General features: G+C 61.4%; 15 protein-coding genes. 6 read left to right on the top strand and 9 right to left on the bottom strand.

The features are described from left to right. Positions 1-8 precede the first annotated feature (8 nt). Positions 9-2561 (bottom strand): DEAD/DEAH box helicase, encoded by a 2553-nt coding sequence (locus KTJ78_RS08430; protein ID WP_217134546.1) that lies wholly within the window; start codon positions 2559-2561, stop codon positions 9-11. Between the two features lie 59 nt (positions 2562-2620). On the opposite strand from KTJ78_RS08430, the gene KTJ78_RS08425 reads away from it, so the two are divergent. Then, on the top strand, positions 2621-4393 hold the full coding sequence (locus KTJ78_RS08425; RefSeq protein WP_217134543.1) for a cation:proton antiporter: 1773 nt from the start codon (positions 2621-2623) through the stop codon (positions 4391-4393). Between the two features lie 23 nt (positions 4394-4416). Here KTJ78_RS08425 and KTJ78_RS08420 read toward each other — a convergent pair whose 3' ends face one another. From KTJ78_RS08420 to KTJ78_RS08410, 3 genes are read right to left on the bottom strand one after another with little or no spacing between them, the layout of a single operon-like run. Next, on the bottom strand, positions 4417-4998 hold the full coding sequence (locus KTJ78_RS08420) for an isochorismatase family protein (RefSeq protein ID WP_217134541.1): 582 nt from the start codon (positions 4996-4998) through the stop codon (positions 4417-4419). Between the two features lie 39 nt (positions 4999-5037). Then, the gene (locus tag KTJ78_RS08415; protein WP_217134539.1) at positions 5038-6273 is read right to left on the bottom strand and encodes a pyridoxal phosphate-dependent aminotransferase; all 1236 of its coding nucleotides are present in this window, start codon (positions 6271-6273) and stop codon (positions 5038-5040) included. Positions 6274-6282: 9 nt separating this feature from the next. Then, on the bottom strand, positions 6283-9900 hold the full coding sequence (locus KTJ78_RS08410; RefSeq protein ID WP_217134536.1) for a TM0106 family RecB-like putative nuclease: 3618 nt from the start codon (positions 9898-9900) through the stop codon (positions 6283-6285). A gap of 125 nt (positions 9901-10025) precedes the next feature. Here KTJ78_RS08410 and KTJ78_RS08405 point away from each other — a divergent pair, with 125 nt between their 5' ends. Both KTJ78_RS08405 and KTJ78_RS08400 read left to right on the top strand, forming a co-directional pair. Then, entirely contained in the window at positions 10026-10256 is a 231-nt protein-coding gene (locus tag KTJ78_RS08405) for a hypothetical protein (RefSeq protein ID WP_217134534.1), read from the top strand. Between the two features lie 2 nt (positions 10257-10258). After that, positions 10259-11113, top strand: coding sequence for an enoyl-CoA hydratase/isomerase family protein (locus KTJ78_RS08400; protein WP_217134532.1), 855 nt, complete (start codon positions 10259-10261; stop codon positions 11111-11113). Positions 11114-11250: 137 nt separating this feature from the next. Here the strand turns inward: KTJ78_RS08400 and KTJ78_RS08395 are convergent, their stop codons facing one another. After that, positions 11251-12780, bottom strand: a complete 1530-nt coding sequence (locus tag KTJ78_RS08395; protein ID WP_217134530.1) for an aminotransferase class I/II-fold pyridoxal phosphate-dependent enzyme — start codon at positions 12778-12780, stop codon at positions 11251-11253. Positions 12781-12796: 16 nt separating this feature from the next. Further along, positions 12797-13177 carry a hypothetical protein gene (locus KTJ78_RS08390; RefSeq protein WP_217134528.1) on the bottom strand — a complete coding sequence of 127 codons (381 nt, stop codon included), beginning with the start codon at positions 13175-13177 and terminating at the stop codon, positions 12797-12799. Between the two features lie 194 nt (positions 13178-13371). Between KTJ78_RS08390 and KTJ78_RS08385 the strand changes: the two genes are divergently transcribed. After that, positions 13372-13704, top strand: a complete 333-nt coding sequence (locus tag KTJ78_RS08385) for a GNAT family N-acetyltransferase (protein WP_217134524.1) — start codon at positions 13372-13374, stop codon at positions 13702-13704. On the opposite strand, the gene KTJ78_RS08380 is transcribed toward KTJ78_RS08385, so the two are convergent. From KTJ78_RS08380 to pheS, 3 genes are all read right to left on the bottom strand, one after another. Next, positions 13701-14288, bottom strand: coding sequence for an asparagine synthase (locus tag KTJ78_RS08380; protein ID WP_369808037.1), 588 nt, complete (start codon positions 14286-14288; stop codon positions 13701-13703). The two genes, KTJ78_RS08385 and KTJ78_RS08380, sit on opposite strands and share 4 nt — an antisense overlap. Before the next feature lie 235 nt (positions 14289-14523). Further along, complete coding sequence (pheT, locus tag KTJ78_RS08375) at positions 14524-17061, bottom strand: phenylalanine--tRNA ligase subunit beta (protein ID WP_217134522.1); 2538 nt, start codon at positions 17059-17061, stop codon at positions 14524-14526. After that, positions 17062-18102 (bottom strand): phenylalanine--tRNA ligase subunit alpha, encoded by a 1041-nt coding sequence (gene pheS / locus KTJ78_RS08370; RefSeq protein ID WP_217134520.1) that lies wholly within the window; start codon positions 18100-18102, stop codon positions 17062-17064. A gap of 61 nt (positions 18103-18163) precedes the next feature. Here pheS and KTJ78_RS08365 point away from each other — a divergent pair, with 61 nt between their 5' ends. Continuing rightward, positions 18164-18793, top strand: coding sequence for a hypothetical protein (locus KTJ78_RS08365; RefSeq protein ID WP_217134519.1), 630 nt, complete (start codon positions 18164-18166; stop codon positions 18791-18793). A gap of 10 nt (positions 18794-18803) precedes the next feature. Beyond that, positions 18804-19466: a copper resistance CopC family protein gene (locus tag KTJ78_RS08360; RefSeq protein WP_217134518.1), complete on the top strand. Its 663-nt coding sequence runs from the start codon at positions 18804-18806 to the stop codon at positions 19464-19466. The last annotated feature ends 33 nt before the right edge of the window (positions 19467-19499 follow it).

The raw sequence follows: 19499 nt of genomic DNA, 5'->3' as shown, positions 1-19499 counted from the left end.
GGATACTGTCAAATTTCGCCAACACGCTGCACGCGAATCACGGCCTCGCCCTGCTCTTCTGACTCACGCAGATCGACCTCGCCCATGATCGCCCAGTCGTGATTTTGCTCTGGGTCACTGAGCACCTGCCGAAACTGCCAGGTGCCCTCTGCGGCCCGCGAGGTATCGATCACACAGTACTTCGGCGAGCGCGCTTCACCGTCGACCGAAATTGATTCGTAGTCGTTATAGTAACGCTCGAGCGCTTCGTCCCACTGCTGTTCTGAGAATCCGTGCGGGCCGTCGAGCTGACCGAGTTCGCGAACCCGGTCGAAGGCCGAGTGCTGCACCCGCATGAAGAGGGCGTTGCGCACCATCATGGTAAACGCCCTCGTGTTGTGCACGATGCTTCGCACGGGCGGCGCAAGCGATTCGACGTCCCCCACCGAGTCGGCGGCTTCGAGCACGGCCTCGGGGTTTTGCAGCCGCTCCCACTCGTCGATGAGGCTTGAGTCGACCTGCCGCACGAGCTCGCCGAGCCAGTCGATGAGGTCGTCGAGCTCTTCGGTTTTCTTCTCGTCGGGAACGGTCTGGCTGAGCGCGCGAAACGCGTCGCTGAGGTACCGGAGCACCCCTCCCTCGGCCCGCCCGAGCCCGTAGGCCGAGACCATATCGCGAAACCCGAAGGCCCGTTCAATCATGTCGCGCACGACCGATTTCGGCCGAAGCTCATAGTCCCTCGCCCACGGCACCTCGGCGGCATACTCCTCAAACGCCGCGGTCAGCAGCTCTTCGAGTGGCTTCGGGTAGGTAATCTCTTCGAGCTTCTCCATGCGCTCGTCATACTCGATGCCCTCGGCTTTCATCTCGGCGACCGCTTCGCCGCGAGCGCGGTGCTCTTGCTCACGCAAGATTTGCCGCGGATCCTCGAGCGTCGCCTCAATCATCGAGATGACATCGAGCGCATAATCTGGGGCGGCCTCGTCGAGCAGTTCGATGGCGGCGAGCGCGAACGGTGAGAGCGGCTGGTTCAAGGCGAAGCCGTCTTGCAGTTCGACCGTGAGTCTCAGGAGATTCTGCCCACCGGGGCCCTGCTCGAGCGTCACCACACCGCCCTGTCTCAGCGTGCGCAAGATCTGCAGCGCGGTTCTCGCGTGGGCGAACTGCTTAGCCTTCGGCTCGTGGCTGCCAAAAATGAGGGTCTGCATCGTCTCGAGCGCCTCGCCCTCGCGCTGCTCTTCACGCCCGATGATGGCGAGCACCATGGAGTGGCTCACCCGCATGCGGCTCACGAGCGCTTCGGGTTCTTTGGCGACGAGGCGTTCCATACTCGCTTCGTTCCACGTCACGAAGCCCTGCGGTGCCGACTTCTTCGCGGGCTTCTTCGCGGCCTTGCCACCCTTCGCTGCCTTAGCCTCAGCCTTGGCAACGGCCTTCGCGTTTTCGACCTCGTGCTCTGGCGCGAGAATGATCACGTCGCCCTCGGTGTCGAAGCCCGCCCGACCCGCGCGGCCCGCGATCTGATGAAACTCGCGGGCCGAGAGCAGCCGCATCTTCACCCCATCGAACTTCGTAAGCGCGGTAAACATGACCGAGCGAATCGGAACGTTGATGCCAACCCCGAGGGTGTCGGTGCCACAAATAACCCTGAGCAAACCTTTCTGCGCGAGCGTCTCGACGAGCCTTCGGTACTTGGGCAGCATGCCGGCGTGATGCACTCCGATGCCGCCCCTGATGAGTCGCGAGAGGGTTTGGCCGAAGCCCGCTGAAAAACGGAACGCGCCCAGGTGCTCGGCAATCTCGTCGCGTTCTTCTCTCGTGACGAGCTTCATGCTCGCGAGCGCCTGAGCCGTCTCGACGGCTTGAGCCTGCGCGAAGTGCACGATGTACACGGGCGTCTCACGATCGCCAAGCACCTTCTCGACCGACTCGTGAATGCTGCTTGTCTCGTAGCGAAAGCTGAGCGGCACGGGACGCACGGCGCTCGTGACGTGCGCCGTCTCTCGCCCCGTACGCTCACTGAGGTCTTCTTGAAGATCGGTCATGTCGCCGAGCGTCGCCGACATGAGCAAGAATTGCGCGTTCGGCATGATGAGCAGCGGCACCTGCCAGGCCCAGCCACGGTCAGGCTCTGCGTAAAAGTGAAACTCGTCCATCACCACCTGGGTGATGCCCCAGGCATCGGCGTCGCGCAGGGCGATATTCGCAAGAATCTCTGCGGTACAGCAAATGATGGGAGCGTCGGCGTTGATCGCCCCGTCACCGGTGATCATGCCCACCTTTTCGGGGCCGAACGTCGCCACAAGCTCGAAGAACTTTTCACTCACGAGCGCCTTAATGGGAGCCGTGTACACGGTGCGCCTACCCTCGGCGAGGGCGATCACGTGGGCCGCGAGGGCGACGAGCGATTTGCCGGTTCCCGTGGGCGTCGCGAGAATCACGTTGTTGCCCACCGCAAGCTCAAGTGCGGCCTCTTCTTGCGCCGGGTACAGATCAATTCCGCGGGTTTCACGAACCCACTCCGAGAACACTCCAATAACGTCGTCTGCGAGCTGCGGGTCGTCCCAGTTGAAAGGTTTCACCTCTTAACTCTGGCATATTCATCCGGGTACAAGGCGTGGGCGCCCCGTAAACTACGGTCATGGAGATACTGCTCATCGTCGTCGGAGGCCTCGTGCTGCTGACCGCGACCTCAATGCTCGCGAGCCGAATCGGTATCGTAGCCCCGCTTCTGCTACTCCTCATCGGCATTGGCATCGGCTACATTCCCGGCGTACCACCGACGATTCTCAACCCAGAGATCATTCTCATTGGAGTTCTCCCTCCCCTGCTCTACGGCGCCGCGGTCAACCTCCCGGTGATCGACCTGCGCCGCAACCGAAAACCTATTTTCTGGTTGTCGTTCGTGCTCGTCGTGGTGACGGCGCTCATTATTGGCTTCCTCTTGCACTGGATCGTTCCCGCGATTCCGCTGCCCGCCGCTATCGCGCTCGGCGCAGTCGTCGCCCCGCCAGACGCGGTTGCGGCAACCTCGGTTGGTAAGCGCGTCGGCATGCCAGCCCGCCTCGTCACAATTCTCGAGGGCGAGAGTCTCTTGAACGATGCGACGTCGCTCGTGCTCTTGCGCACCGCGATCGCCGCCATGGCCGGCTCATTCTTCTTCTGGGACGCGTTGGGCAGCTTTGTCTACGCGGTTGCCGTCGCGACCGCCGTCGGCTTTGTCGTTGGCGCGGCCACGGTGTGGATCCGCTCGCACCTCTCGAACCCGGTTCACGACACGATGATCTCGTTTATCGTGCCGTTCATCGCTTTTATTCCGGCTGAAGAGCTCGGGGCGTCTGGCGTGCTCGCGGTGGTCATCGCCGGTCTCTACACCGGGCACCACGCACCGCAGCACTTCTCGGCCACCTCGCGCATTAACGAGCGCATGAACTGGCGCACCGTGAAGTTCGTGCTCGAAAACGGCGTGTTTCTCATCATGGGTCTTGAAACCCACGCCCTCATCAACGAGGTGCAAGACGAGAGCTTCCCTATTCATCACGTCGCGTTGCTCGCACTCTTGGTCTTCGTCGTGCTCGTCGCCATTCGCATGATCGCAATGTTTCCCGTCGTGTGGCAGGTGCGCAAAAGCACCGAGCGCTACGAGGCAATGCAAGAGCGCATCATGCGAGCCAAACGCTCGCATAAAGACCGTTACGAGAACGGCGACGATGCCGAGCCCAGCACGAAAGAAATGCAGTATGCCTCCTGGCTCGCCCGCGCGAGCCGCCGCGTCGAAGCCGATATGAACTATGCGCGCGAGGAAGGCCTCGACTGGCGAGGTAGTGTTTTGCTCGGGTGGAGCGGGATGCGTGGCGTAGTGACGCTCGCTGCGGCGCAGACTATTCCAGAAAACGTACCGTTTAGGGCCCACATTATTCTCATCGCCTTCGGTGCTGCGACGCTATCGCTCCTGGTGCACGGTTTCACTCTGCCACCGCTCGTGCGTGCACTGAAGCCGGCTGACCCGGCTTCTGACGGGCACCTCGAAGAGCTGCATACGCTGCACGAAGAGTTGCTCATTGCAGCCGAGCACGCGATCGATCAGGCGGTGACCGAGGCCGATGTCAGTGGCGACGGTAGTGGCGATCTCAGCGAGTCGGTCATCAAGCAGGCGAAGGTTGCCTCGGCAGCGGCAATCGCGCCGCTCCTGCTCGCGACCTCGCTCGACGGCGGATCGCGCGAGCCGGGCGCGTTGACGGGTCAAACCGAGACCGACAAGCTGGTCGAGCTCACCCTGCTCGGCATCGAGGCGAGCCGCGAAGAGTTGCTCGAGCTGCGTACGATCGGCATGTATAGCTCGCCGGCGCTGCAACTCGCCTCTCGGTCGATCGATATCTTCGAGCTGCGGTATGCCCCGCCGAAAAAGGGCTAGCGGGACATACTGCAGAGCTTCAGCTAGGCGGCTTCGATGGTGCAGCCGCGCTCAGCGAGCTCTTTGAGGGCTGCGACCGAGGGTTCTGGGGCGACGCCCGCGATCAGGCCGGTGAGCACGCGCACGTTGAGTGACGCCTCGCGTGCGTGGAGCGCGCTCGCTCGAACGCAGTGATCGGTGGCGATACCGACCACGTCGAGGTCGGTGATACCCGCCTCTTTGAGCACGTCGACCAGGTTCCGGCCGTCGGTGGTCTCGCCCTCAAATGCCGAGTATGCGGGAATGCCCATGCCTTTTCGCACGTGCACATCGATGCGTTCGAGATCGAGCGCCTTATGGTACTCGGCCCCCTCGGTTCCTTGCACGCAGTGGTCGGGCCAGGTGTCAACGAAGTCTGGTGCCTCGCCCGGCGCCGCGAAGTGACCGCCGTTGTCGTCGTTGGCGTGGTGCCAGTCGCGTGAGGCGACGACCAGGTCGTAACGCACGGTTTCATCGGCGAGGTGCTGTGCGATGCCGTGTGCGACCTCGTGGCCGCCCTCTACGCCAAGGGCGCCGCCCTCGGTAAAGTCATTTTGCACATCAACGATGAGCAGTGCCCGCTTCATGGTTCTCCATTCGTCTTGGGTTTCGTGAGGATGATTGGGCTAGCGCGCAACCTTGTCTTGAAAAGCAATGATGCGTGCGAGCGCTTCTTCCACGGCGGGAACTCCCGCTGCGAATGACAGTCGCACCGTGCGGTTGCCAGCCTCGGGGTCAAAGTCAACGCCGGGAACGATCGCGACATCGGCCTCGTCGAGCAATCGTTTGGCGTAGGTGACTGAGTCGCCACACCATTCGAGTTGTGGGCCAAGGTCGGCGTAATAGTAGAAGGCCCCGTCAGCGGGCGACGAGGCTCCCCAGCCGAGGCTCGCTTCGGCCTCGAGAATGAGTTCGCGCGAGCGTGCGAAGCCGGCGACAACCGCTTCACGTTCGGCGTAGGTTTCTTCGCTAAACGCATCGAGCGCAAACTCCTGCGCTGGCGACGGTGCGCTCAGGGCGAAGTTGCTTGCCAGCGCTTCGAAGGGCGCAACGAGGTATTCGGGCAGTATTGCCCAGCCGAGGCGCCAGCCGGTCATGCCCCAGTACTTCGAGAACGAGTTGATAACGAGCGAATCATCGCCGAACTGCATGGCAGAGGTGCCGCGAGGGTCAATCGCTCCCGCTTCTGGGTAGGTGATGCCGTGGTAAATCTCGTCGCTCACGAAGAGTGTCGAGTTTCGCGCACACCAGCTGTGCAGTGCGCGCAGCTCGTCGCGCGTCAGCATGCTACCGGTGGGGTTTGCGGGTGAAGCAACGATGAGCCCGGCAAGCGGGCCACCGTCGCGGGCAGCCGCGTCGAGCATTGCCGGTGTTGGCTGGTACCGGGATTCGAGGGTTGTCGGCAACTCAACGACCTCGATGCCGAGAGCCGTCAGAATGTTTCGGTACGCCGGGTAACCGGGGCTTGCGAGCGCCACCCGGTCTCCCGGATTGAACGCCGCGAGAAACCCGAGCTGAAAGGCCCCTGACGAACCGGTCGTAATGGCGATGCGGGCCGGGTCGACCTTTGCACCGTACCAGCGGTCGTAGTGCCCAGCGATCGCTTCGCGAAGCTCGATCGTGCCGAGCGGGCTCGTGTACCCCGCCGCCGTGATGTTGTTGGGCGCGGGTCTCGCACTGGGCTCGCCGGCACACAATGACACGACGTCTCGGCCAGCGGCGCGCGCTTCGGCGATTTCGCCGGTAATGCGCATCACTTCGAACGCGGGAATGTGCGAGCGTTCAGCAGCTTGCAAACCGTGGCTTTCGAGGCGTTTGAGTCCTGGTGGCGGCGTCTTCATTGGGCCTTGTACATGAACCATGATTCTAGGCTACCTCGTCACGCCTAGTTCGGGGGCGAGGTGCGCTCGTTCGATGAGTGAAAGGTAACCAGACAGCGCTGTCACCTCAGCAACCGAAGCGGGGAGTCCTACCCCGCTAAGACTCGGTGACGAGATCAGGTGTGCCGCCCACTGTGCTCGACTAATCGCCACGTTGAGCCTGTTGCGCATAAGCAAGAAGTCGAGCCCTCGAGGCACGTCATAGGGGCTCGAAGCAGCGAGCGTGACAATCGCGAGGGCCGCTTCCTGCCCCTGAAACTTGTCGACGGTGCCGACACGAATTGCTCCGAGCCCCATTCGCTCAAGCTCCTTCGTGACGCACTCTACCTGAGCGTTATAGGCAGCGACGACAATAATGTCGGCCTGTGTGATGGCGCGAGCCTCTGCGCCGGCATACCGTAGCGTGCCCGTAACCATCGTGGCTGCGAGCGCCGCAACGGCACTGGCCTCTTCTGGCGAGAAGGTCGCGTTGCCCCGATGAGGAACAGGGTGCCAGGTGAGCCCTGCTGGGCCGACCCCGTCAAGTTCACGGTCGAGAGTACTCTCGTGCGCATGGAGCTTGCCCTCGTATGACAGCGCCGAGTCGACGCTAGCGAGTTCCGGCCGCATGCGACGCGTTACCTCAAGAAAGTAGCCGAGTGATTCAGGAAGCGTGTCGTGGTCGCCGATGAGCCACCCGAGCGCCGAGCTATCGACCGGTTCGGGATGATTGCCCTGAGAGACCTGCGGAAGCTGGCTCGGGTCGCCCAGCAACAACAGGTTTGCTGCCGCTTGAGATGCCGCGATCGTTGGGGCAAGGGAGAATTGCCCGGCTTCGTCAATGACGAGCAAGTCGAGGGACCCAGGTTCGATGCGACCCTCATGACTCATGTCCCATGCAGTACCGCCGATAACTGCGCCCCGACCCGCGTCACGCGCCTCGAACAGAAATGCTGCATGGCCGTTGCTTCGCAGCACCCGCCATTCTGGCGCCTCGGCTTCATCGTGAATACGACCGCCCTGGGGAACCTTGGCCACGAGATCGCTGTCAAGGCCAGCCGAGATAATGCCGTCGAGCACATTCTCGACTACCTTGTGCGATTGGGCGACGATGCCAATGTGCCAGCCGTCTTGCTCGACCAGCTGTTTGATGACTCTCGAGGCCAGGTATGTTTTTCCCGTGCCGGGAGGTCCCTGCACCGCAAGATACGAATGGTCGAGCGAGCGAAGCGAGGCCACCACAGCACCAATTGTCGCAGCCTCTGGGTCTCCGCCTCCGGTACGAAGTGCAAGCGGGTCATCGGTCGCAACCGGGCCGGGCCGGTCGAGAAATCTCGGAGGGGCAAGCCGCAGCATGTCAAACACCGGGTCAGAGACGGGTTCTCCCTGCTCTGTTGCCGCAGCGATCGCGCTGCCCCACGTCTCGATCGCTGTTTTCTGCGCCCCCGCATTGGGTGGTGGGCCCGGGGTGAGCGCGATGGGCAGTTCGTGCCACTCGGCAGTCTCATCTGGCAGGGTCTCTTGCACGACCACACGGTCACCGTCACGCTCAAGAACCGTCACCTGGCGAGCCCCTCGCTCGGTGAGCGGTGACCCAGGGCGAGCGAACGGCGCGGGCGCGGCATAGATAGCAAAGACGCTTTGCCCCTCTTTCAAGCTACTGCCGGGCGCAAGCACACCACCCAGCATGATGACGCGCCGCTGCTTTCTCGCTCGTGGTGGAGTGTGCCATGTCTCGAGCACTCGATGCTTCCCAGGCTCGACGACAAACACGTCACGGGTGTCGGCCCAGTCTTCGATGGGGTCGACAAGCCGCGCGAAGTGAGCCCACCAGAATGATTTCTGTTCACGCTGGTGATAGTCAATGGCGCTCGCTGCGAGACGTAAGGCGCGCGCTTCACGGGGTTCCTGTTCTGCTGCGGCGAGTGCGAGGAGTCGCTCGCCGAGCTTACTCACCTCTGACTCAGGTGTGTCACGTTCGACAGAGGGCTCAGTGACAGGCGCTGCCCCGACGCCGTGCTCTGCAGCGATAGCGCGCAGCCACTCGCGAAGCCTGAGGGTCGAGACGCAGTCGTAACGGTTGTAGTCGGCTATGCCATCGAGAATGCGCTGTGCTTCGTCGCGTTCTCTTCTTTCAGGCGACTCGAGCATGCGTCTGGCCTCGGCGTACTCGGTGACCGACTGCGCACCGTCAGTCACCCCTTCAGCGTCTCGCAGTTCGTCACCCATGTAGAGCGGCTCGAGTTTTTTAATCGAGTACGAACGGCTCCCGACCGTAAGCGCCTCACGCACAATCGGATACAGGTCAACGAGCACCCCGTCTCTCAGAAGCACATCGACATCAGCCTCACGAACCCCGTGCCTCGCGGCAATGCTGAGCAAGTGGCTTCGCTCATACGGAGCGTAGTGGTAAACGTGCATATGAGGGTGCGCAGCACGGCGCTCTGCAACCAGATCGAGAAATGCTTCGAGCGCGGCTCGCTCCTCATCATGCGTATGAGCCCAGAGCGCCGTGAAATGCTCATCAGAATCAATCATGCCGAAGAGGTAGTCAAGCCCCCACCGGGGTGTTCCGTCGGCTAGGCGCTCCTGGTACATCGGATCGCCCTCAAAATCAAAAAACAGGTCTCCCTCGCTTGGCTCAGGAATCGCACTGAGTGCGGCAGCCTCACGCACTGTCACCGAAGGCGCCTCGCCGCTTTCGCTTGCCACCTGTGCCGCTGCCTGTACCCGGAGCCGTTCGAGCACTGCGGAACCGACCCCGGGCACCTCGGTATCTGGCCTGAGGCTTGCAAGCTCATCAATGGTCTTAACGCCCCCTTCAATGAGCCTTTGGCGCTGCCCCTGACGCATGCCTGCAACGAGCAGAGGGTCACGGGTGCGCTCGATCTCGGGCTGACACACCTCACATTTTGCACAACAAAACACGTCAGGGTCGCCCCACTCGGTGATGGTTTCGCCACGCCCCCAGGTACGCAGCACGATCTCCATGAGTCTGGCCCGTCTTGACCGGTACACCGGTGCGACCTCGCTCAAACGGTGCTCGCTCTGTGAGCCGTCACCTAACAGCAGAACAGCGTGAGCTGTGGTGTGTGCTCCGACTCGTTCGATTTGCTCACCGTAGGCCGCAATTTGGAGCAGCGCTGGAACTCGCGCCGTTCGCGCCAGCTTGGTGTCTTGCACTTGCCACGCTGGCCGTCCAGCTTCGTCGGCCTCTCGTTTCAAGAAGTCTGCGAAGCCGATAAAACCAATCGTGGGCTCAGCAGCACTCGTGGCAGGCCGAAGCGCCGGGTCAAAGAAAGTCGCTTGGAAGATGATTTCTGCGCCGCTCTGCAAGGCGGCCCTTGTTTCAGCCGCACGTTGCTCGATACCGGCCCTGGTGAACGGTTCGGGACGGGCAATCTCTTGCACCCTCTCGGGACCAAACTCATCTCGATATCGCACGAGCTGCCGCTCTTCATGCTCATCGCCGAGCTTCGATGCACGGTCGAGCATCGGGTCTTCGAGACGCGGCACCGTAACATCACGCCCAAGCATCGCATCGAAACGTCTCAAGAAAGCAAACTCGCAGCTCCCGGCCTGCGTAATATCACTCGCACTGACGATGATGTCGCCTTCTAACAGAAACATACGTCTTCCTCCGTCAGTTCTCGGTGGGTGAGAACACCAGAGTAGCCTGGGCCACCGACACGCCGCTTCTCACGATAGACTGGCCAGGTATTGTCATCAATTCCGTTTGTACCTAAGGAGCATTCGTGAAGATTCGCACTCGCATCGCCGCGGCGATTACCGCCGTCGTTGCAACCCTTTTCGTGGCGACTCCAGCACTCGCAGCAGAGCCACAGACACACGTTGGCACGGCTCAGTACTCGACCGCCGGCACTCCAGTTGACATCGTCGCAATCTCAATCGTGATGCTTGTTCTACTCATCGTCGTTATCGGTGCTTCACAGCTTGTAGGAAACCTCTTCGAGAAAAAGGATTAACCATGTCACTGCCCTCATCGATCGCCTCGTCACTGTCGACTTCTGCGTTCGAGACACTTCGTCTAAACATTGCAGATGAGATTCTCACCATCACCATTGCACGGCCCAAGGCGCTCAACGCGCTCTCGCAGCAAGTGATCAGCGAACTCACGCAGGTCACCGAACACCTCAGCCGACTCGGTGAGGTTAACGATGAGGGCAAGGCCGACTGGTCTATTCGTGGAGTCATTCTCACCGGCGACGGTGAAAAATCGTTTGTCGCTGGTGGCGATATCTCTGAAATGAGCACGATGACCCCCGATGATGTGCGTGCCTACGCGGGCCGTGCGCAAACGTTCACTGCACACCTCGAGGCTCTTCCCGTTCCCGTGGTTGCCGCGGTGAACGGTTTTGCCCTCGGCGGCGGCTGCGAAATTGCACTCGCCTGCGACATGATTTTTGCTTCGGAACGAGCTCTCTTCGGCCAGCCTGAAGTCGCACTCGGCCTCATCCCAGGGTTTGGCGGCACCGTTCGTTTGCAGAAGGCAGTCGGCCCGCAAATCGCTAAAGACCTTATTTTGAGTGCACGCCACATCACGGCGCAGGAAGCACGAGAGTACGGGCTTGCAGCTAGGGTCTACGCCTCACAAGAAGAACTCCTCTCGGGTGCAACCGAGTACCTTGAGCTCGTGAAAAAGCAGTCACCCCTTGCTGTTGCCGAGGCAAAGCGTTCGATCAACGCAACCGCCCACCTCTCAACCCTCGACGGCTTGCAGGTGGAGCTTGAATTCTTTGCCGATTGCTTCAGCACCGACGACATGCGCGAAGGCACCTCAGCATTTGTCGAGAAGCGAAAGCCTTCGTTCAGCGGCCGCTAGGCTGCGAGACGGTTCTGGCCAACACAACACTGTATAAGAATGCCCGCCCCACGCGTTTCGCGGGGCGGGCATTCTTATATGTCGTTCAGCGCTTCAGGCGCTTCTCAGCGCCACCTGAAGCGCGTGAACACCTGCAACTAGCCGTACATGCGGCGTACCCGGAAGCGGGTGACAAAGGGGTCGACAGCACCGCGCACATACCCGGTCGGCGAGGTCGCGACCGCTTGCAAGAACGCGACGGTCTCAGCGGTAATCTCTTCACCCGGAATGAGATTGGGAATGCCAGGAGGGTATGCCGCGAGCGAGTCACACGAGATACGCCCCACTGCTTCATCGGCCGAGACGATCTCTGACTCACCGAAGTAAGCATCACGAGGCAGCGTGCGAAGGTCGCCGGGCTCTGGCAGTGGAGGGAACGAGAGCGTGGCAGGAGGAAGCGTCTGGGCTTCGTCGGCTACTGCCTGCAAAGAAGCCATGATGTCGGCAATAGGATGCAGGTGCCCTGCCCCGAGCACCGCGACGATCGTGGTTGCGGTCGCCATCTCGAAGTAGACGCTGTGGTCTTCGATGAGTCGGTCTCGCACCCAGTGCCCTGACTGGCCCAGCTTCGATACATCGATTGCTACGCGCAGCAGGTCGTTATCGACGATGTCACCAAACTCAGAGAACCCGGTATCGATGAGCGAGAAGCGGCCGTCAGCCTCGACAAGTTCTCGAAACTCCCGCGCGAGTTCGATCGACTGGCCAATGAGCTCGGTCTCAGCGACCATCGATTGGCGGGCGATATCGAGCGACCCCATAAGCAAGGCGCTCGCTGAGGTCGATGCCGTCATATTCACCCCACGCTGAATGAGGGTTTCAAGTTCGTCGGCAAAAGGACCGTACCCGAGGTGAAGCATCGCCGACTGCGTGAACGAGCCCGCAAGCTTATGCGTGCTCGAGATCACGAGGTCTGCGCCAAGGCGCACGGGCGACTCGGGCAGGTCTTCATGAAAACCAAAGTGAGCGCCCCAGGCACCATCGACGATGAGGGCTGCTTCGTACCGGTGGCATACCTCAGCGATACGGTTCACGTCTGAAACAGAGCCAAAGTAGCTCGGGCTCACGATGTACACCGCCGCGATCGGACGGTCTTCTTCGACCGCGCTCTGCAGCGCTGCCGCAATTTCGCTCGGGGTGACGCCGTGCGAAATACCGTGTTCTTCGTCGATACTCGGGGTAATAAACCGAGGAATGAGGCCCGTGAGCAAGATTCCGTCACTAAAGCTCGAGTGCGAATTGCGTTGCACCAGCACGCGCTCGCCAAGCCCACGCGCTGCGACTGCCGCGGTGCGGTTCGCCTGCGAGGCTCCGTTCGTCATGAACCAGGTACGCTTTGCACCCCATGCCTCAGCCGCAAGTTGCTGGGCCTCTTGCATTGGCGAGTCTGGCCCCAGGTCGATGCCGTTCAGCATGAGCGGCAAATCGAGTTCAACGGCCCGCTCTCCGAAGAACGAGGCGAGCCTTGCCCCCATATCGTCACCGCGACCAGAGTGCCCCGGAACCATGATTTGGGTTGGTTTCTTCGCAACGTGCTTTTGCAATGCTTCGGCATAGGGAGCTCTGCTCTGAGCCTCGTTCGCCTTTGCATCTTGAAGGGTTGGAATATGTGGAATTGACGTGGTCATACGCCAATCTTACGGCTTATTCTTCAGCGCATGCCAGCGATTGCCCAGCTTCGATTCCGAGTCCTTGACGCACCTCATTCGTGGCCTCAGTAGACGCCTCGACACCCTGCCATTCGTGCTCTACGATCTTCGCCGCTGGCAGTTCTGACACGTCACGGGCTTGCTCAGCATCATCGCGCAAGGTCTTGATCATTTTCTGGACCGGCTCACGCGCTGCTTCGGGCATCACGTCCCGTTGATCGGCAAGTTTGTCGGCCGCGCGCTTGCTCGTTTTCGCAAGATCTTCAAGCGACGATGAGAGAAGTTCTTCGCGGAGTGCCAGGTCAGCAGGCTGCAAGACGAGCGCACTACGCATATCGTCAACTTGTCCGTCAACCTCGTCCCAGGCCTCGTTCACGGGACAAATCACCCTTGCATACGCTTCACCGGCTTGCGACAGAGTGAGCGGTTCGGGTTCAGGCTCGGGTTCCTGGCTGCAGGCACTCAGGGTCAGAACTATGGCGGTAGCACAGAGCGCCGCGCCAAAGCCCGCCACGTTTCGCTTACGTCTCACCTTTACCATCACAACACGCTCCACTATATCCTGTCGGTATGACGAGGTTTGTGAGCGAAGAAGCAGCACTTGAGGCAGGCTTTCGCATCGTGCACGAGGCAGCAAATGAGCGGTTTGTGCTGCTTGACGAGACCGATACCGTACGCGGCATCGCACACTACCGCCGCTTCGCGCCCGACGGAGTGAACTTTGATCACACGGTGGTCGATGAGTCGTTACGGGGCACGGGACTCTCGGGAGTGCTCGCACGGCATGCGCTCGGCCACGAGCTCGTGAGGGGCCGACCAGTCAAAGCATCATGCTGGTTTATGGCGGGGCTCATTCGGCGCGACCCAGGTGTTCTCGCCGATGGGGCTACCTACCTTGGCTAGTGGTCTTTCGAACTTGCCGACTTGCGTTTGAAGAAGCCGCCAGCCGACCCCTTTTGTGAGCGGATCAATTCGGTCAGGTCTTCGTCGATAAACTCACGAATGCGGTCGTCGCGTGCGCTCTGGTATTCGGGAGATGATCCGCCACTGTAGTACGGGTGCGACGCCCGCTCTTTCAGCGAGTCACCAATCTCGCGCCATGCGGCCTCACGCGCTTGCTCGGCCGACCGGTGCACGAACTCGTCTTGCTCTGCGAGCGAGCGAAGTTCGCGGGCAAGCCCCTCGTACACCTCTTCGCGATGCTTGAGCGTTTTCATGTCGCGTGAGCTGTACTCGGTCTCTTGCCAGGCGCTGCGACCATATTTTTTGATCTCGTCGCGCACACGGGCAATGTGCTTTGCGTCGCGCTCGCGCTCTTCGACAAGGGCGAACGCCTGCTCGCGCACAAGATCATGAATCTCGTCTACCTGGTAGTCAACATTGCGCTTCAACGCGTTCATGATGATGCTGTTCTTAACGCTCATGCGAATCGCAACACCGTCAACAAGCACGCCCTGTTCAACGATTTCTTCAACCGGTGCGAGCACCTTCTCAGGCAGGCGTCTTGGGCGCCGCTTTGCTGAGGAAGACCCTTTTTTCGAAACTCCAAAGATTCGTGAGAACCAGCCCAATGCGACACCTCCTTCTCGACCCATTATTCCCTATTCCCCAGTCTGGGGAGTGGCTATTCACAAAATGATTCTTTGTCGGCGAACAACGGGCTCATCGCTTTGCCCGCAGACAGCGAAACGGCCGAACACGAATGCTCGGCCGTTTCACGGTTTAGTCTTCGCGCGTATACGCGCCAAGCTGTTGTTCGGCCGCGAGCGCGCCCTGCTTTCGGGCCTCGCTCGCTTCTTCAGCCTTCAGCGTGCGATCTGACGCCCTGAAGCGAAGCGCGAGCGTAATCGCCTTCTCGCCCTCAGGAACACCCTGCCCGCGGAAGTCTGCCACGAGACGGGCACTCTCAAGCAACGGCCCTGATCCCTCGGTCACTGCACGAAGCACCTCGCCAGCAGCGACATCGGTCGCTACCAGGAGCGTCAGGTCTTGCGTCGCCGCCGGATAGGTTGAGAGTGGACCGACCTTGGGCTCACGGGGTGCGTGTTCGATCATGAGACCGAGGTTGAGCTCGGCAATCGATACCCTGCCCCAGAAGTGCAGCTCGCTCACGAGTTCTGGCAGCATCTCACCAGCGAAACCAACCGAAACGAGGCCATCGGCCGTGTCGATGAAGAGCTCAGCGGTGCGGCCCGGATGGAAGGCCTGGTGAGCGCCCTGACGCACGATGAGCGTCGTGTGCACCGAAGCGGCGAGGTGCTTCGCCGCGTCGAGCGCGTCGGCCCAGTCAAACGGACGAGCGGCCTCACCGGGCTGCTTCGGCCATGCGTTACCTGCGAGCAACACCGCGGCGTGCAGCGGCTGCTCAGGAATCGATGCGTTGAGCGCTGCGAGCGTCTCTGCCGAGGGGAGCGTGCCAAGCGGTGGCACCTCGTCAGTACCGAGAACCTCCTGTGGCAGGTACACCGCCCCAAACTCAACCAGTGCGAGATCGGTCTCGCCACGCGAGAGATTGCGGTGTGCAGCCTGAGCGAGGCCCGGCAGCAGCGACTTGCGCAGGTATGAGGCTTCGCCATCGAGCGCATTCGCGAGGCGAATCGCGTGAACGGCGTCGGGGGCAGGAGCCACTGGCGAGCCAAACACACGGTTCATCGCATCGCCGACGAACGGGTAGTTCTGTACCTCGTTCAGCCCGGCAGCGGTGATGCCGTTGGCGGCCTGCCTGCGAAGCTGCTGCTCGCGGCTGAGGCCTCGGCCCGAGGGAGCCGTCGGCAGCACCGCGGGAATACGGTCGTAACCCACAATGCGGCCGACCTCTTCGATCAGGTCTTCCTTGCGGGTAATGTCGGTGCGCCACGATGGAGCGGTGACGCTCAGCGTCTCGCCCTCGCGGGTCACCTCACAGCCAATCATTGTGAGGGCGTCGTGCACCTCGTCGTCAGAGTAGTCGGTGCCCATGAGGCCGTTGACCGCGCCGAGTGGCAGGGCGATCGCCTCGTTCGAAGTCTCAGCAACGATCGACGAACCGACCTCGGTCGCGGTTGCGCCGCCCAGTTCGACGAGCAGGTCGACCATGCGCTGTGCGGCAGCGGGAGCAACGAGCGGATCGACTCCGCGCTCAAAGCGCTTCGAAGCCTCGCTCGGCAGCTTATGACGGCGTGAGCTGCGCGCAATCGATACCGGATCGAAGAGCGCCGCCTCGACAAGGATGTCGGTCGTCGTCTCATCGGTCTTTGTTGATTCGCCACCCATCACGCCAGCGAGACCGATGGGCCCCGAGTCGTCGGCGATGAGCAGGTCTTCGGGGTGCAGCGTGCGCTCGGTACCGTCGAGGGTGACGAGCGTCTCACCTTGCGCGGCGCGGCGCACCGTGATGCCGCCGTTCAGCTTCGCGTAGTCGTACGCGTGCAGGGGGTTGCCGATCTCGAGCATGACGTAGTTCGAGATGTCGACCGCGAGGCCGAGCGGGCGAATGCCGGCCAGCTGCAGGCGGGCCACCATCCATGCCGGGGTCACAGCATTGGGGTTCACACCACGCACGAGGCGCGTCACAAACCCGGTCGCCCCCACACGCCCACGAATTGGGGCGTCGTCGGCGATGGTGACCGAGAAGCCAGAAGCGTCGGCAACAGCAGGAGCCGCTGCAGGGTCGCGGAAAGCAGCTCCGGTCGAGTGCGAGAGCTCGCGCGCAACGCCTCGCACCGAGAACGCGTAGCCGCGATCAGGAGTCACGTTGATCTCAACGGCGATGTCGTCGAGGCCGAGCAGGCTTACCGCGTCGGTCCCAACTTCGGGGTCGAGGCCGAGCCGCGAAAGAACGATGATTCCCTCGTGGTCATCACCGAGTCCAAGCTCACGCTGCGAAGCGATCATGCCGTCAGAAACATGCCCGTAGGTCTTTCGGGCGGCGATGACGAAATCACCGGGCAGTACTGCCCCAGGCAACGTCACAACAACCTTGTCGCCAACCTCGAAGTTATGCGCTCCACACACAATGCCGCGCACGTCTTCGCCACCGTCGGCAGCGTTCGTGCCCTCGGGCGCAACGCGCACCTGGCACCAGTTCACGACTTTGCCGTTCGAGTGCTCTTCGGGTTCGCGCGAGAGCACCTCGCCAACCACGACGGGTCCGGTCACGTCGAAGCGACGCACCGATTCCTCTTCAAAGCCCACCTTCACGAGGTCGGCGTGCAGAGTCTCAGGGGTTGCCCCCTCGGCGATGTCTACGTACTCGCCGAGCCAGCTCATTGGAATTCTCATTTACACCAAACCTCCGAACTGCTGGGTGAAGCGAACATCGCCCTCAACCATGTCACGCATGTCACTAATATCGTTGCGAAACTGCAGGGTACGCTCAATGCCCATGCCAAACGCAAAGCCCTGGTATTCGTCGGGGTCGATGCCTGCGGCGCGAAGGACCTGTGGATCGACCATGCCGCAACCACCCCACTCGATCCACTGTGGCCCACCCTTTGCCGCGGGGTGCCAAATGTCGAGTTCGGCCGATGGTTCGGTGAACGGGAAGAAGTTCGGGCGAAGGCGAATCTTCGCCTCTTCGCCGAACATCTGACGCGCAAGGTGTTCGAGCGTGCCGCGCAGGTGAGCCATCGTCAGACCGCGGTCGATCGCGATGCCCTCAACCTGGTGAAAGACCGGGGTGTGCGTCGCGTCGAGCTCATCGGTGCGGTACACCTGGCCCGGAGCAATCACGTACACCGGGAGGTCGCGCTCGAGCAGCGAACGAATCTGCACCGGTGAGGTGTGGGTACGCAGCAAGAGGTGGCGATCGGCCGGCTCAACAAAGAAGGTGTCTTGCATTGCCCTGGCCGGGTGATCTGGGTCAAAGTTCAGTGCGTCAAAGTTAAACCACTCGTGTTCGAGCTCGGGGCCCTCTGCGACCTCCCACCCCATGCCGACGAAGATGTCAGCGATGCGGTCTTGCAGTTGCGCGAGCGGGTGACGACGACCGATGCGGCCGCGCACGGGCGCAGCGGTGACGTCGACAGTCTCGTCGATGAGTCGCTGGCGTGCTTCTTCTTCGCCGATAATCGCTTCGCGGGCTTTGAAAGCGCCCTCGATTTTGCCGCGTGCGATACCGAGAATCTTGCCCGTCTGGGCCTTCTCCTCTTTCGGTACCGAGCGCATTTGCGAGTTCAGCTGCGCGATGGGTGATTGCTCGCCGAGGTGCTGCTGACGTACCTGTTTGAGCTCTGACGTTGACGAGGCCTGAGCCACCGCATCGAGGGCCGCTTGGGTCGCCTCGTCTACGGCCTCAGCCTGAATTGGATTCACTTCTGACACAAGGCTATTCTACAAGGCTCTCACTCAGATCTCGGTGCACGTTGCACGTATACTGGAGAGCGTGAGTGAGGTACGCCAGAACGAACGCAAGGCACGGGTAGCCCGCGCCTTCATTGTGTCGTTCTCTGCCGTTTTTGTTGCGGCGCTCTCGCACGTACTCGCAGGCGGTAATACTCCGGCGGTTATTTCGTTCGCCGGCGCCACCATCTTGGCCCTGCCACTCACTCTATTCCTCACGAATAAGCGCTTTGGCATCGCCGGCACGTTCTCGGCGATCGCTGCCGCTCAAGCGATCTTCCACTGGATTTTCGTCTACCTCGGTGTCTCGAGTGGCGGCCCCAATGAGCCGCTTCCCGCCCACGCCGAGCACTTCGGTATGGTCCAGTCATTCGTGCCGGTTATTCCCGCACAGGCTGGCGCCGACATTGCGATGTGGCTCTCACACGGTGTTGCCGCAGTCATTACCGTCGTTCTCATTCGCCACGGTGACGTTGCCCTCACCAGGCTCGCAAGGGTACTCACCCGCGTGCTCTGGCCCATGGGGCAGCTACAGGCCTCGTTCATTCCGCGTGCCACCGTCGCCAAGACGCAGTCGGTACCAGCCACGCTTCATTCAACCCGTCTCGCTTTTCACATCACACACCGAGGCCCTCCCGAGTTGAACGGTTCTTGCACCCTTCAACTCTCTTAAGGACTCAAGCATGACGATGACTATGAAGCACCCCGCTCTACGACACCCGGGCAACCGGGGCCTCGCAGCTCGGCTGCTCTCAGTGCGCACGATGGTACTCACCGCGCTCACACTCGCACTCATTCCCGCAATGTTCCTGTTCGGCCAGTCACAAGCCAACGCGCACGACGTGCTCGTTGACCAGACACCGCACAACGGCGAGATTCTCGACTCCTTACCCGAAACCATCACGCTCTCGTACAACAACGAGCTGCTTGATGCGGGCACCGGCACGAGCATCATCACCGTCAGCGACGCCGACGGGAACGACCTCGACTTCGGGTTTCCTGAGGTCACTGGCCGCGACGCTGTGCTCACGCTCGGCGACCTCGACGATGGCGCATACCGCGCCGTGTGGACGGTCGTTTCAAGCGATGGACACCGCATTGCCGGAGAGTTTTTCTTCGGTGTGGGCGATGTGACGAGCGATGATCTCACCGCGCTACAAGAGAAAACGGCCTCAGCCGGAGCCGACCAAGAAGAGAGCCAGGCCGACGAGGGTGACGCTGAGAAGAGCGAAGACAATGCGTCACAGCTCTCCCCCGTCGCCATCACCGGAATGGCCGTTGCCGGAGTGGGCATCGTCGTGCTCGCCGGTGTGATGTTTTGGCGCAAGAGCAAACGCTCACTCTAGTTATTATTTTTTTCTTTGCCACCCGCACGCTAA

It is taken from the genome of Leucobacter chinensis (genome assembly GCF_019049105.1).
GTDB lineage: Bacteria > Actinomycetota > Actinomycetes > Actinomycetales > Microbacteriaceae > Leucobacter_A > Leucobacter_A chinensis.
Note: the sequence above shows the minus strand (reverse complement) of the source record. Positions and strands in the feature narration are given on the sequence as shown.